This window comes from Marinomonas algicola (genome assembly GCF_014805825.1).
GTDB classification, from domain to species: Bacteria; Pseudomonadota; Gammaproteobacteria; order Pseudomonadales; family Marinomonadaceae; genus Marinomonas; species Marinomonas algicola.
Genome location: NZ_CP061941.1, coordinates 1437428 through 1451689 on the forward strand (window position 1 = coordinate 1437428; position 14262 = coordinate 1451689).

At 38.5% G+C, this 14262-nt stretch carries 13 protein-coding genes; 3 read left to right on the forward strand and 10 right to left on the reverse strand.

Features of this window, described 5'->3' with window-relative positions; all coding sequences use genetic code 11:
- Positions 1 to 22: 22 nt before the first annotated feature.
- Positions 23 to 1225 (reverse strand): Bcr/CflA family multidrug efflux MFS transporter, encoded by a 1203-nt coding sequence (locus tag IEZ33_RS06420; protein WP_191602861.1) that lies wholly within the window; start codon positions 1223 to 1225, stop codon positions 23 to 25.
- A 329-nt stretch (positions 1226 to 1554) separates the two neighbouring features.
- Between IEZ33_RS06420 and IEZ33_RS06425 the strand changes: the two genes are divergently transcribed.
- The gene (locus IEZ33_RS06425; protein ID WP_191602862.1) at positions 1555 to 2010 is read left to right on the forward strand and encodes a PA2169 family four-helix-bundle protein; all 456 of its coding nucleotides are present in this window, start codon (positions 1555 to 1557) and stop codon (positions 2008 to 2010) included.
- 51 nt (positions 2011 to 2061) lie between these two features.
- On the forward strand, positions 2062 to 2514 hold the full coding sequence (locus IEZ33_RS06430; protein WP_191602863.1) for a PA2169 family four-helix-bundle protein: 453 nt from the start codon (positions 2062 to 2064) through the stop codon (positions 2512 to 2514).
- Positions 2515 to 2607: 93 nt separating this feature from the next.
- Here IEZ33_RS06430 and IEZ33_RS06435 read toward each other — a convergent pair whose 3' ends face one another.
- From IEZ33_RS06435 to IEZ33_RS06470, 8 genes are all read right to left on the reverse strand, one after another.
- Positions 2608 to 4599 (reverse strand): response regulator, encoded by a 1992-nt coding sequence (locus IEZ33_RS06435; protein WP_191602864.1) that lies wholly within the window; start codon positions 4597 to 4599, stop codon positions 2608 to 2610.
- A gap of 33 nt (positions 4600 to 4632) precedes the next feature.
- On the reverse strand, positions 4633 to 5094 hold the full coding sequence (locus tag IEZ33_RS06440) for a response regulator (protein WP_191602865.1): 462 nt from the start codon (positions 5092 to 5094) through the stop codon (positions 4633 to 4635).
- Positions 5081 to 6574, reverse strand: coding sequence for a sensor histidine kinase (locus IEZ33_RS06445; protein ID WP_191602866.1), 1494 nt, complete (start codon positions 6572 to 6574; stop codon positions 5081 to 5083). Before IEZ33_RS06445 ends, IEZ33_RS06440 begins: the two co-directional genes overlap by 14 nt.
- Positions 6571 to 6810, reverse strand: coding sequence for a histidine kinase (locus tag IEZ33_RS06450; RefSeq protein WP_191602867.1), 240 nt, complete (start codon positions 6808 to 6810; stop codon positions 6571 to 6573). The genes IEZ33_RS06445 and IEZ33_RS06450 overlap by 4 nt, the downstream gene beginning before the upstream one ends.
- 33 nt (positions 6811 to 6843) lie before the next feature.
- Positions 6844 to 8172 (reverse strand): sigma-54-dependent transcriptional regulator, encoded by a 1329-nt coding sequence (locus IEZ33_RS06455; RefSeq protein WP_191602868.1) that lies wholly within the window; start codon positions 8170 to 8172, stop codon positions 6844 to 6846.
- Positions 8173 to 8334: 162 nt separating this feature from the next.
- Complete coding sequence (locus IEZ33_RS06460; RefSeq protein ID WP_191602869.1) at positions 8335 to 9243, reverse strand: mechanosensitive ion channel family protein; 909 nt, start codon at positions 9241 to 9243, stop codon at positions 8335 to 8337.
- A 52-nt stretch (positions 9244 to 9295) separates the two neighbouring features.
- The gene (locus tag IEZ33_RS06465) at positions 9296 to 9493 is read right to left on the reverse strand and encodes a hypothetical protein (RefSeq protein WP_191602870.1); all 198 of its coding nucleotides are present in this window, start codon (positions 9491 to 9493) and stop codon (positions 9296 to 9298) included.
- A 72-nt stretch (positions 9494 to 9565) separates the two neighbouring features.
- A complete protein-coding gene (locus tag IEZ33_RS06470; protein ID WP_191602871.1) occupies positions 9566 to 9742 on the reverse strand; it encodes a DUF1328 domain-containing protein in 177 nt (58 codons plus the stop codon).
- Between the two features lie 335 nt (positions 9743 to 10077).
- Between IEZ33_RS06470 and IEZ33_RS06475 the strand changes: the two genes are divergently transcribed.
- On the forward strand, positions 10078 to 11913 hold the full coding sequence (locus IEZ33_RS06475) for an ABC transporter ATP-binding protein (RefSeq protein WP_191602872.1): 1836 nt from the start codon (positions 10078 to 10080) through the stop codon (positions 11911 to 11913).
- A gap of 121 nt (positions 11914 to 12034) precedes the next feature.
- Here the strand turns inward: IEZ33_RS06475 and IEZ33_RS06480 are convergent, their stop codons facing one another.
- Positions 12035 to 14158: a TRAP transporter permease gene (locus IEZ33_RS06480; RefSeq protein WP_191602873.1), complete on the reverse strand. Its 2124-nt coding sequence runs from the start codon at positions 14156 to 14158 to the stop codon at positions 12035 to 12037.
- Positions 14159 to 14262 lie beyond the last annotated feature (104 nt).

Here is a 14262-nt window from a genome sequence, read left to right on the forward strand (position 1 = left end):
GTCGTAATGGTTAATAATACAGTTACAGATCATTGTTTGTCTTAGGAGTATCTATATTGCGCGCAATAAACCAAAAACAAAGAAAAGACAATATGCCTGCTGTTGCCATAATGCTGATCATTGGCGTGACGGTACCATTATGGAATAAGCTGACTAATGTTCCGCTTAGTGCCCCAGCGGCGAAGCGTGCGGTCCCTGCAAGCGCTGTAACACTGCCATTGTTATTCCCTGCATGGTTAAGTGCCCCAGCAACTAATGTGCCTCCTAAAACACCTAGTGTACCAATATAAAAAATACAGGTAACTATAATGAGTATTAGAGGAGGGTTTTCAATAAATGCAATAATAGCAAGTGCAATGGACGCTGTCAGTAAGACGATCATGCCATAAGATGCCATCTTTCTAATGCCAGTTTTACTAATAAATTGGCTATTCAGTGTGGTAAAAAACATGATGCCAATGATGTTTAAAGCATATAAGAAGCCATAATTCCCTTCATCAATTCCATACAGCTCTATATATACATAGGAAGACGCTGTGATAAAGCACATCATACCGCTGAATAATAGGGCGCCCGCCATAATATGACTAAATACTCCCGGGTTATTTAGCAGTTCCCAGTAAGTAATTAAAGATCTTTTGAAAGATAGGCTTTTTCTTTTTTCTTCAGTTAACGTTTCAGGAATATTTTTGCCAAATAAAACTAAAGCGATACAAGCGATCAGCGCCAAAAATATAAAAATATAATGCCAATCGAAAGTAATTAAAATGACACCGCCGAGTATTGGTGCAATAAGAGGTGCTACAGACATAACTAACATGATATAGGACATGGCTTTAACAAAGTCCTCTGCCGAAAAGGCGTCTCTTACTAATGCCGACACACAGACTGTAACGGCCGCACCTCCAAATGCTTGAATCGCCCTACCTGTTAACAACCATTCGTAATTTTGGGAAAAGGCGCAAACGAGACTACCGAGAAAAAAAAGAATTAAACCGGCAGAAACCACTTTTTTTCGACCGTAAGCATCTGAAATAGGGCCAAATATAATCTGAAAAGCCGCAAAAATGATGAGATAAAGACTCAATGTTAATTGTATTAAGCCTATGTCAGTTTCAAAATTTTTAGCAATTGTTGGAATCGCGGGTAGGTAGGCATCAATTGCCAATGGCGTTAAACCACTCAGTATGCCTAATATCAGAATCGTTGAGAGTGTCAGCTTCATAATTATCTCGATTTGTGGAATGCACCACATTATACAGAAACACACTTTCCCATCTTTAAAAATTTATACAGATTGAAAGATAAGTCATCTTAACTTATACCCATTAAGAATGCCGGTTGATTTATTTCTAGATAATACTAAGTAATTATTACAAAATCTGTGTATTTTTTTCAAAATTATTAAACTTTTATAAATATTATATTTAAATTTTAAAATAGGGTTGAAACCTGTTTTTTAATCCTTAGTTAAATAATACGTGACGTCTATTGTTCTAAATTGAATGAATAATAAGGCACTTAAATATAATTTTTTAATATGAGGTGTATATAATGAATACGCAAGAAATAGAGGTTAATAATGTTTCAAACATCGTAAAGACAATGAATGGTGGCATTGAATTTTATCAAAAGGCGAAACAAGAAATATCAGAGAATCATATTCAAGGTTTTTTTAATAAGATAATTGATAAAAAAGAGTTGGCTGTATTTAAGTTGCAAAAATTTGCAGTAAAAGAAAACAAAGGAAAGCTTGAAAGTGGCCATGACTTATCCATTAAAGCCAGGGAGTACTACACTCAAATTTCAGATGTGTTTAGTAAAGAAAGCACAACGCATCATTATGTAAGTCAGCTTGAAGAAGTGGAAGATAAGGTACTTAAAGATATTGACGCCGCATTACAGCAAGATCAACTTCCTGAATGCAGTGCGGTGCTTAGACAAATCCAAGCGGACATGAAAGAGTGTCATGATGAAATGAAAGCTCTGAAACAATCTACGCGGCACTAATAATTCGTTAAAAACGTAAATAATTTTGATTATAATAAACAGGAGTATATTATGAACAGTCATTTATCTAATGTTCACCAAGTATCTGATATTATTAAAGTAATGAATAGTGGTATCAATTTTTATGATAAGGCGAAAGATCAGATAGAGAACCCAGAAATTAAACAATTATTCGTTCATATGATTATTGAAAAAGAGCGAGCAATAGCCGAACTGCAACCATTTTCAGAACAAGAAAATGGTCATATTGAGCAAGGGAATGATATTGCTGTTGACTTTAGAGAAGGCTATGCCAAGGTTCTTGACGCTGTAAAATCTGATAGCACACTTCATATTTACGTTGATCAATTAGAAGAAGTAGAGGATAAAGTATTAGAAAAGCTTAACTCAGCTCTTGAACAACCTCAGCCTGCTAGTTGTCAAGCCACCTTGAGGAAAGTTAAAGTTAATATGCAACAATGCCATGATAAAATGAAGCGTTTGCAAGTTATAACAGAAACTTAGTTATTATTAGATAAAATAGCCGCTTATATAGCGGCTTTTTATTTTTTATAATTAGGAGAGGCTCTTATGTGATGTCCTTTTAAATTTAATATACTAGGTGAGAGTGGAAGTTATTTTTTTTAAGACATTCATGCTAACAGGTTTTAATATGGATCTTCTTACCTTTAATTGAGAAAGTATGGATCTATCTGGCTCTTCTCCACTTAAAATAACAATTTCTCCTGAAATTTTTTGTTCTCTTAGTTTCTTTACTAGATCTAATCCATTCATATCTGGCAAACCGATATCTATTAATATTAAATCCCAGTGGTTCCTTTCTTTCATTGAACGAATGCAGGATCGGCCATCTTTGGCTAGAGTTGTTTTTATATTCAGTTTAGCTAATAGTAATGACATAAGCTGTGCACTGTCGCTATCATCTTCAACAAGTAGGCAGGTTTTGGTTTGTGTCAATTCAAGGTTATTGGGGTTACTTGTCTCGGCTAATAAAGTTACGTTAGGAGGGGCCGTTACTGAGTTATTCGTTAAATATTTGGACAGGCTTCCCCATAGGATTTTTTTATCAATAGGTTTCGCTAAGACATCGTCAAAACCGAGTTGAATCAGTTCTGGCTTAATGCTTTGCTGAAGAGTGGCTGTCATAGCGATTATACGGCCTGTAAAACCTTGTTTTCGAATAGCGATGATGGCCTCTCTGCCATTCATCATTGGCATATGTAAGTCCATAATAACTAATGAAAACTCAGGCTTTGATTGGCTTCTTTCTATTATTTTATTAAGAGCCTCTAATCCATTCTCAGCAAACTCAACATTGGCTCCAGTCGTTTGAACCAAATGTCCTGTTAAGCTTCTGATATCGACTAAATCATCAACAATTAAAACATCTCCAATTAATTTGGGTTTGTCCGTATCTTGCTGGTAATTTTTTGACAAATGTATGTCTAAATGCTTATTTGGGGAGCTTTCTTCAACCTGTAACTTCAATCTGATTGTGAAGCAGCTTCCGAAGTCTTGTTTTGATGTGACGCTAATTTCACCACCCATACGGTTTATGAGCTCAGAAGAAATAGCTAATCCTAACCCTGCGCCTTCTTCTTTGCGTGTGACTATGTCTTCTACCTGTTCAAAGGGCCGGAATATGTCAACTAACTTATCTTGGCCGATGCCGATGCCTGTATCGGTAACTTTGACCAACATTGTGGGCGTTTGAGTCGCATCGACTAAAGAAAGCTCAACTTTTACCGACCCTTCTTTAGTGAATTTTATAGCATTACTGATGAGATTAATGAGTATTTGTCTAAATCGCGTTGCATCGATTATAATTTTTTCGGGAAGGGGAGTCGCTGAGGTAATAGAAAGCATTAATCCATTATCTAAGGCGGACATATTCATTAAAGAATATACATCAGATAGGAGCTCTCCAAGATCAACCTTTGTCGCTTTGAGCTCAAGTTTATCGGCTGTGATTTTTGATAGGTCTAATACATCATTCAATAAGTTTAATAAGTGCTGGCCGTTATTAAGGATAATATTAAGCTCTGAAGAAGCATATTTGTGCATTTCACTTTCAAGCAACATTTCTGTATAGCCTAGAATCGACGTCAATGGCGTTCTTAGCTCATGGCTTAGATGCGCTATAAAGCGATCTTTTGAACGGTTGTCTTCTTCTGCTTTTTGTCTTTCTAGCTTCTCTTGCTGAATTTCTTTTCGGCTTAATGCGTAACGAATCGCTCTATCAAACCTAGGGCTACTAAGATCAGACTTGATAATAAAATCTTGAGCTCCAGCTTCTAAAGCCATTTGATCAAGCTGCTCATCTGATTGACCTGTTAGCATAACTATCGGAGTGGTTATTTGTTGTGAGGTTGCTTCTTGGAGAATGCTAAGCCCATCAATTTCCCCCAGTCTATAATCGAGCAAACATAAGTCATAATGACCAGTTTGTAGCTCTCTTAATGCTAATGTATGATGGGTTACCCAAAATAACTTGAATGAATAACCACTAAGTTCGTCTAAGCAGTCTTTTGTTAATACATAATCATCCTCGTCATCTTCTACAATCAGTATGTGGGTTACCTCTTTCATTCCATCTCCTAAACGTTTCTTCAATCTGATCCGTTAGCGTCTTTCGCTTTCTGGTAGTTCGACGAACTCAACCCAATAGCGACCAAGCGTTTTCATAAGCTCCACTAGGCCAGCAAAATCAACAGGCTTGGTAATATAGGAAGCCGCACCAAGTTCATAGCCTTTAACCATGTCTTCTTCTTGCTTCGACGTTGTTAGTATGACGACGGGAATACCGCGTAATTTTGGATCGGCTTTAATGCGTTGTAACGCTTCTCTTCCATCAACTTTAGGCATATTAAGATCTAATAGTATTAAGCTTGGTCTCGGATATCTCTTAGCGTCTGAATAATGTCCTTCATTGTTTAAAAAATCGAGTAACTCCTTGCCATCTTCAACGGTATATAGGGTATTAAGCACGCGACTTTCATTAAGTGCATCGTGGGTTAATAAACGATCATCCTCATCATCGTCTGCCATTAAGATTGTGATAGGCCTGCTTTTATTCAGTGACATTCAGTATGACTCCTTCATCTGTATTGCTCATTAGTGGTATATAAATGGTAAATGTCGCACCTTTATCTGGTTCCCCGAAGGCGGTTATTGATCCACCATGGCGTTCTACAATGCGTTTGCAGACAGCTAAACCTATGCCCGTTCCTTTAAATTTACTGCGCCCATGAAGTCTTTGAAACGGTGCAAAAATCTTATCGGAATAACTCTGATCAAAGCCGATACCATTATCAGTCACAGTGATTTTGTACCAATTTTCCATGATTTTTTTATCAAAGGACGATGTTTTTTCTTCTTGATCAAGAGTGATATTTATTAAAGGGGCTGTCTCTTGTTTTTTAAATTTAAGTGCATTTGCAATCAAGTTTAGAAATAACTGATGCATTTGTGTTTGATCGGCTTTAATGGTCGGCATTGAAGGGTAAATAATGTTTGCATTGGACTCATTAATATTAAGCATTAGGTCGTCTAGACAATTTTCAATCGTTTGATTTAAATTGACATCTTCAAAAGGTTTTCCCCTAGTGGACACTCTTGAAAATTCTAGTAAATCAGTAATCAGTTGCCCCATTCGGCTTGCTGCGTTGCGCATTCTAGCGAGATAATCTGAACCTTTTTCACCAAGTTGGTCCCCAAACTGGTTTTCTAATCTGTCTCCAAATGCTTGAATCTTTCTTAACGGTTCTTGTAAGTCGTGAGAAGCAACAAAGGCAAAATCTTCTAACTCTCGGTTACTTCTAGAGAGCTCTTCTGAATAGAGTGTGAGTTCTTTGGTTCTTAATGCAACCGCTTTGGTAAGCTCAGCATTGTTATTTTCTATTGTTTGAATTCTATCTTGCTCTTTTCTTAGGTTGATTCGAGCAAGATAGACCATACCAAAAATCAGAAAGACACTGGTACTAATGGAAATGGCAAAAGTAAGTTTTGAACTCTCACGTGTATTTTTCAGGTCATTATGTAGATTAATTTGAAAAGTATTTTCGTTTTGATTGATTTGTTGAAATAGATGATTAATTTCACTGTATAGGTTTCGACCTTTATGGGTAAGAATAACTCGTAGAGCGAGTAAGTCTTTTTCTTCTTTAGCTAGTTTAACTATGTGGCTAAGTTCAGTTAATTTTAGATTAACTAATTCAACAAGTTCGCTTAGCAGCGCCTCTTGTCCAGCTATGTTTGATTGTAAATTCGACACATCTTTAAGTTGTTTTGATACTTTGTCAAGTGCATCCTCATAAGGCTTTAAGTAACTTTCGTTGTTGGTTAATAAGTACCCGCGTTGTCCTGATTCAGCGGCGAGCACACTGATATGTAATAAGCTTACAGATGTCATCACTTTAGAGGTGTTGTCTAAATTCGTCTGTAATGTATCGAGTGACTTTATCGTGTCATAGGTAAGGTACGCATTTGTACCAATAATGGATGTAATGAAAAGTGAAATTAATAACCATGTTGAGTTGTTGTTAACATCGATAACTCTATTCATTCAGCAGGGTTCTCCATGTTGCTCAATTCACTAAGGCGTTGTAATGAGTCACTGCATTCTTGGCAATTTAAAATGATCTTATCGAGTAGCTCTAAGATGTCATCTTGGTTATCCGATTGAGGAAGCATCATTTTCACCAGTTCAGTTTGCATCGACACTCGATTTAATGGTTTTCGAGCATCGTGAACCAATTTAGTTACCTCTTTTGGTGAAAGAGGTTGCACTGCATTCTTCATAAAAGCCTCGTGATGTTTTTAAGTAAGCATTTCTTAATCCAATATATGACCATAGCTGTGTAATCTGTTGTACAAGGTTTTCGTACTGATCCCCAACATTTCTGCTGCCAATGTTTTATTATTACTGACTTTCTCAAGTGTTAAAAATATAAGTTCTTTTTCTAAGTCTTCAATTTTCTGTCCGGCAGTTAACACATTGTATGTGGCCTTTTGGGATTCTGAAAAAGGCGAAGCAAAATTATCAGGAAGTTCAAGGTCGATATTTTCTGGATCGCTCATGATAAACGCTCTATGAATGGTATGGCGTAACTCCCTCACATTCCCTGGCCAGTCATAGTCCATTAAGGTGTCTATTTGCTCTGGTTTTAATGTATATTTACGGTCGCTTTCAGTATTTAGATCATCTAAGAAAGCTTGAGCCAGAAGCGGAATATCTGTTTTCCTTTCTTTTAGAGAGGGAATTGATATAGGGAAAACAGCTAAACGAAAGTAAATATCTTCTCTTAGAATGTTATTTTGAGCAATTTCTTCTATGGGCCTATTCGTTGCACTGATTACTCGACAGTTAACAGGAAGCTCTTTTGTACCGCCTACCCGAGTAATCTTCTTACTTTCTAATACTCTTAAAAGGGAAGGCTGCATATCAATAGGCATTTCAGTTAATTCATCAAGGAAGAGCGTACCTTGCTCAGCTTGTTCGAAGACGCCCTTTTTTTGATTTACGGCGCCAGTAAATGCCCCTTTTTCATGACCAAACAGTTCACTCCCAAGGAGCTCTTTAGAGAAAGCCCCGCAATTAGTTGTTACAAGTGCCCCTGTAACTTGACTGGCAGAATGGATGGCTTGAGCAACGACTTCTTTACCAACGCCACTTTCCCCCATTAACATAACATTGGCATGTGTCTGACTGACCCGCTCAATCATTTTATAGAGCTCTTTCATTGAAGCTGATTCTCCAATTAAGCAGTCAAAGTGCTTAATTGGAGCGTTCTTCAATGGTTTTTTTGCATGAGATGAAGAATTGAATAGATCTTCAAGGTCGTCTTTTTTTAAGGGTTTTAAGAGGTAATTTATTTTAGGGCCGCAGAGTTCTGCAATGACATTTTTAATTAAAGGATGACCTGTAATAAAAGTTACTTTAGATGAGCTTGATTCGGCTTGTATCTGTTCCAGCAAATGTAACCCGCTGCCATCAGGCAACATAAAGTCTAATAAAATATGGTCATAATGAGCAAGATGCAATGATTCTTTAGCCTCATGGATAGTACCAACAGAGGCTACTTTGTAGCCCATCAGCTCAATAATCTTACAGGCCACTCCTGTGAATTCTATATCATCATCAACTAATAAAATGGATGTCATTATCTAAAAACCTATAAAAAAATGGGAAATGAGTCGCTAGGCCTATGATATAAAACCTTATTAATGCTCATGACATAAATTGTACCTCATTTTCAACCTAAAAATTGAACCTAGGGCGGTATGAACATGTTTTGCTGTTGATTTACTCATTCATTTACGGTTTTATCGCTCAATTCTATTCTTTGTTGGTAACATTGAGTCTAATTTTTCGCCACCTTTAGCGCCAAAATCAAGCGTTCTTATAGGGAAAGGAATCAGAATGTCTTCGTCACTTAGGGTTTTTTGAATTAGCGATATCGCTTTATGTCTAGCTTGCATAAAACCGGTTTCTCCAGGGTACTTTATCCAAAACCAGACCAGTAAATTAATGCTACTATCGCCAAAGCTTTCAGCGTAAATGGCAGTCTCTTCTTTCTTGATGACAAAATCACAACTATTAAGAGCGTCGGCAATGACCCGTTCTGCTTTTTCTGGATCATCAGCATAAGAAATACCAACGGGAATCTCAATTTTACGTATCCCTAATGTTGAGTAGTTCGTGATTATGTTGCGAAATAATAGCTTATTAGGAACGGTTTCTAGTTGGCCTGAAAAAGTTTCTACAATAGTGTTGCGAAGGTTGATGGTTCTAATGGTTCCAAAAACATCGTCTGCTTCAACAATATCGCCAATTAAAAAAGGCTTTCTAATTCCCATGACAATTCCTGCTATGAGGTTTTCGGTCATGTCTTGAAATGCAAAGCCGATTGCAAGACCAATAATACCAGCGCCTGCGAGGATGGACGTTACTGTTCCTGAAAGTCCTACAAACTCTAGAGCAATAAAACCACCAATAGAAATGATGATGATTTTGAATATAGAGGCCAGCAGTACCGCTATTTGTTCAGAATCAAACAGACGTTTTAGCAATGTAACTACTACTCTACTGGTTATTTTTGCAATAAAAATAAACAGAATAGTAATAACAATTGCGAGAAATACGTTTGGGAGGAGCTTTATCCCAAGCTCTATCCAGATTTGCAGTTTCTCATGGATAAGCTCCCAAAATCGATTGAATACATCAAATTCCATATCGAATACACCTAATATAAAAACAGATTAATAGAAACGTGTAATCAAAGAATTAACAATCGGTGTCACTAGCGCCTGCTTTCTCTTTTGCGGCTTCACAAGTGTCTTCGATCGCATTTCCAGTGTCTGTGATGACCTCATCCACTTTCTCACCTGCATTTTCGGCACTGTTACTGCCACATGCTGTTAAAGAGACAGATAAAATGGCCGCTGTGAAAAAGGTAGCGAATTGTTTTGTGTTAATGTTCATAATGGTTTTCCTATACAGTTAAAATAAGTGTTTAAAAATCGTTTTTCTAAGGCTTGATTCTACAAAGTCTTTCTAAGGCTTCGGCGCCTTCCCTTTAAGCGCGTTTGCAATTAAAGAAATGACAAATAAAACAATAAATACAAAGAACAAAATTTGCGCAATGCCTGAGGCAGCGCCTGCGATTCCGCCAAAGCCTAATAAAGCGGCTACAATGGCAACAACAAAAAATATAATGGCCCAACTCAACATGATTTTCTCCTATTCAATGTGATGTATCTAAGATATAGCATTAGCTGTGCCAGTTATATTAAGTTATTGAAAAATATAATTATTTTTTTATTTTCTCTTTTCTTTTCATCACTTTTTCAAAGGTGGTGGGAATAAAATACTTACTCTTTTGTAATTTTTTCATTGCCCCAACAGACTAATGGAATAAAAACAGTCAGTGAGTAAGAACTATTTACATCTTTTAGCAAACTATTCCATGTTAGAATTCTTCTCATCTATGGCCGTGGCTGATTTTTTATTGGGCTTATCGCTATGAGAAGTTCATCAATGTAAACCAATTTAAACAAGGTAAATTCATGTTTAACTTTTTTGAGCGGCTTATCCCTGCTTATCCTGACCAAGAACCAACAGCCGCTCCGAATACGTTGTTTGCGTTTTGTTGGCACTTCTCTAAAGGCATTGGCTTGCCTTTAATGGCTATGTCTATGCTGACCGCCTTGATTGCTATTTTGGAGGTCACTTTATTTGGCTTTATGGGGCAATTAGTCGATTGGCTTATCACCAAAGACCCCGATACATTTTTAGCAGAAGAGGGGACGCGCCTTTTATGGATGGGCGGGATGGTGTTGGTGGCTATGCCTTTACTGACGTTTCTGCACTCGGCGCTTGTGCATCAGACCTTGCTTGGTAATTACCCAATGGGGATTCGCTGGCTAGCACACCGTTATTTATTAAAACAAAGCATTACCTTTTTTCAAGATGATTTTGCTGGTCGTGTATCGACTAAGGTAATGCAGACATCCCTTGCTGTCCGTGAAACGGTTATGAAACTTTTGGATGTATTGGTATACATTTTGGTGTACTTCATATCAATGTTAGTCTTAATAGCCCAGTCCGATTTTAGATTAATGCTGCCTATGTTGGTGTGGTTAGTGGCTTACATTTCTATTCAATTGTTTTTTGTACCTAAGCTTAAAAAAATCTCAACAAAACAGGCAGACGCTCGTTCAATTATGGCGGGTCGTATCGTGGATAGTTATACCAATATATCGACTGTAAAGTTATTCGCTCATACTTCTCGTGAAGCGGATTACGCCAAGGATAGTATGAACGGTTTTTTACAAACGGTTTATGCTCAAATGCGCCTAGTAACAGGCATCAATGTAAGTGTACAAGTTTGTAATTATCTATTGGCATTTATTATGGCGGCATTAGCCATTACTTTGTGGATCGGAAGTGCTATTAGTGTTGGTTCAATTGCGATAGCGGTGAGTTTGGCTTTAAGGCTTAATGGTATGTCTCAATGGATTATGTGGGAAATAAGTGCTTTGTTTGAAAATATAGGCATGGTTGCGGATGGGATGAAAACGTTATCAAAGCCATTAACCATTCAGGACAAAAAAGGTGCGCCCAATTTGGTTGTTAAAGAGGGACGCATTGAATACCAAGAAATAGGGTTTCATTATGGCAAAGGGTCAGGTGTGATTGATCATTTCAACCTAGACATAAAGCCTGGAGAGAAGGTTGGATTAGTTGGACGTTCAGGTGCAGGTAAATCTACTTTGGTCAATCTTCTGATGCGATTTCATGAAGTTGAATCTGGGGAAATTTTAATTGATGGACAAAATGTTAACGGTGTTAAGCAAGACAGTTTACGAGCCCAAATAGGTATGGTAACTCAAGATACCTCTCTGTTACATAGAACGGTTCGTGAAAACTTGTTATACGGTAAGCCTGATGCTTCAGAAGAAGAAATGATCAGAGCGGCGAAACAAGCCGAGGCACATGATTTTATTTTGGAGCTAACCGATCCCTTTGGTAATACTGGTTACGATGCCATGGTTGGTGAACGTGGTGTAAAGTTATCCGGTGGACAACGCCAGCGAGTGGCCATCGCTCGAGTATTACTGAAAGATGCGCCACTTTTAGTATTAGATGAAGCGACCTCGGCATTAGATTCGGAAGTAGAAGCCGCTATTCAAACAAGCTTATATCAACTCATGGAGAATAAAACGGTGATTGCGATTGCGCATCGCTTGTCTACCATTGCCGCTATGGATCGATTGATTGTATTAGATCAAGGGAAGATGTTGGAACAAGGCACACATGATGAGCTTGTCAAATTAGGCGGAGTGTATGCAAAACTGTGGAACCATCAAACAGGCGGCTTTTTAGCGGAAGAGATAAATTAGCTTGCCTGTGGCAATAGGTTCTCTGAAAGAATAGTATTTTCATGATACTTAATGAGAATTTGGCGCTTAAAAAGCGCTAGAAGCATTTTTGCTCTTAGCGCTTTTAAAAGGAGTAATTTTCCTATGTAGAGGCTTTCGCGTAGCTCTTAAAGCCTTTCATAAAGAATGCAAAGAATAAGACGGCGCCAGCCATTTGCCAAATAAGCTCTATGCCAGGCCAAAGTAAAGCGATGGTGGCGATTAGTAATAATCCTCTAGAGACCAGATTTAGTTCATCTTCAAGGTACCCCTCCATAACAGCAACAAAAGCATAAAGACCTATAATACCGAAGATAGTCAATCTTACCATTTCTTCAAAACTGCCACCAATTAATGGTGTATAAGCCATGAGTAAAGGAATGAGGTATAGGCCTTTAGCCAGTTTCCATGCTGTTAGTCCGGTTCTCATCGGTGGTGTTTTAGCAATGGCGGCGGCGGCAAAAGCCGTTAAGCAAACGGGTGGAGTGACATTACTGTCCTGAGAAAGCCAGAAAATAATCATATGAGCTGTGACTAAAATCATCGCAATGGTTTCAGCACCAAGTGATTGATCTAACAACATTCCCTTAAAGTCAGATGGTACTTGTGACAAGAGTAACGCCGCTTCATCCGGAGACATTCCTGACGCCAATTTCGATAGAGACGCGGGATCAACTAACATAAATACGGCTTTAGCGGTTTCTGGAAGGGCACCACTCGCCATGATCTCAATTAATTGACTTTCCGCAATTAAATTGTATAAAGCCGGTGCTGACAAGGTACCTAACACTATGTAAGACGCCGTAACAGGAAGTCCCATCCCTAAAATAAGAGAGGCCAGAGCAATAAGAACGATAGTGAAGATTAAACTCCCGTCTGCCCACCCAGTAATCATTAGAGAAAAGGTATTACCTACACCTGTTGTACTGATGACATTGACGACTAGCCCAATTCCAACTAACAAAACGGCTGTTGTTGACATGTTCTTAGCGCCCTGAGCCATTGCATCAAGAATGTCGGTAAAACTCATACGATGCGCTTTTGATAGCCAGGAAGAGAATATTACGGCTAAAATACTGATACCGGCCGCGTACGTTGGTGTAAAGCCTTGTACTAAAAGTGTTACAAGAACAGCTAATGGAACAATATGGTGCCAGCCGGATTTAAAAACGTCCTTAACTGTTGGCCCGTCGTCTTCAACCGCAATGACTTTGCTTCGTTTCGCTTCTACCCGTACAAAAAAGCCAACACTTAAGAAATACAAAAGCGCCGGGATGGCCGCAACACTGATGATGGTAACGTAGGAAACTTGAGTATACGAAGCCATAATGAAGGCACCAGCCCCCATTACAGGAGGCATAAGTTGACCGCCAGTGGAAGCCGCGGCTTCAATTCCTGCTGAAAATCTGGCTGGAAATCCAGCTTTTCTCATTAAAGGGATGGTAATAACCCCAGTCGACACTGTATTGGCAACAGAAGACCCTGATACCGATCCCATTAACCCTGAACCAAGAACGGCTACAAAACCAGGACCGCCAATCATTTTGCTCGCCAATGAGCGAGATAAGTCAATAATAAAGTCGCCAGCACCGGATTTGACAAGAAAAGCCCCAAACAGAATAAACATGAAGACAAAACTCCAGGATATTCTTGAAATAGAGCCAAACATGCCATCGGTACTGAAGTAACTTCGGTACAGTAAGGTTTCTAAGCTGAGGCCTGGGAATGAGAAGGTCCCGCCAATCCATTGCCCCCATAAAACCACATAGGTTAAAGCAACAAGGATAAGTGTCGGAATAAACCAACCGCTGGTACGTCGAATGAGTTCTAATGCCAACAGGATGGCAACGCTGGACGCAATCCAATCGCCCGTATTGAACGTGACGCCGCGGGCGTATAAGGCATCTTCAAAGAAAACGACATAGAGGGTGATACCCGCTAATGCAATGATTAATAGCGTATCAATCAACAGGGCCGTTTTACTGTTTAAAAGTGAAGGGTGTGCGGGGATTAACAGAGCGCATAAAATCCCGAATCCCGAAAAGTGAAAAGCTGAAACCCACAACTCTGGTAGGGTGCCAATGGTATTAATGTAAATATGCGCAACAGCAAGAAAAATTGAAAAAGCAAAAACAAAACGAGTGACACCAGTTTGAGAACGATGTGCCGTCTCGAATTCTTGTAAATCTGGTTGGGACGTTTCTGTTTGGCTAGTTGACGTGTTCATGAAGCAACTACCTTTTTAAACAAAGAAGATCAAATAGAGCACTTATCAACATTAAACAGTTCTATTCAACATGGAAATGAATTGGATGTTTTATATTGATAAGT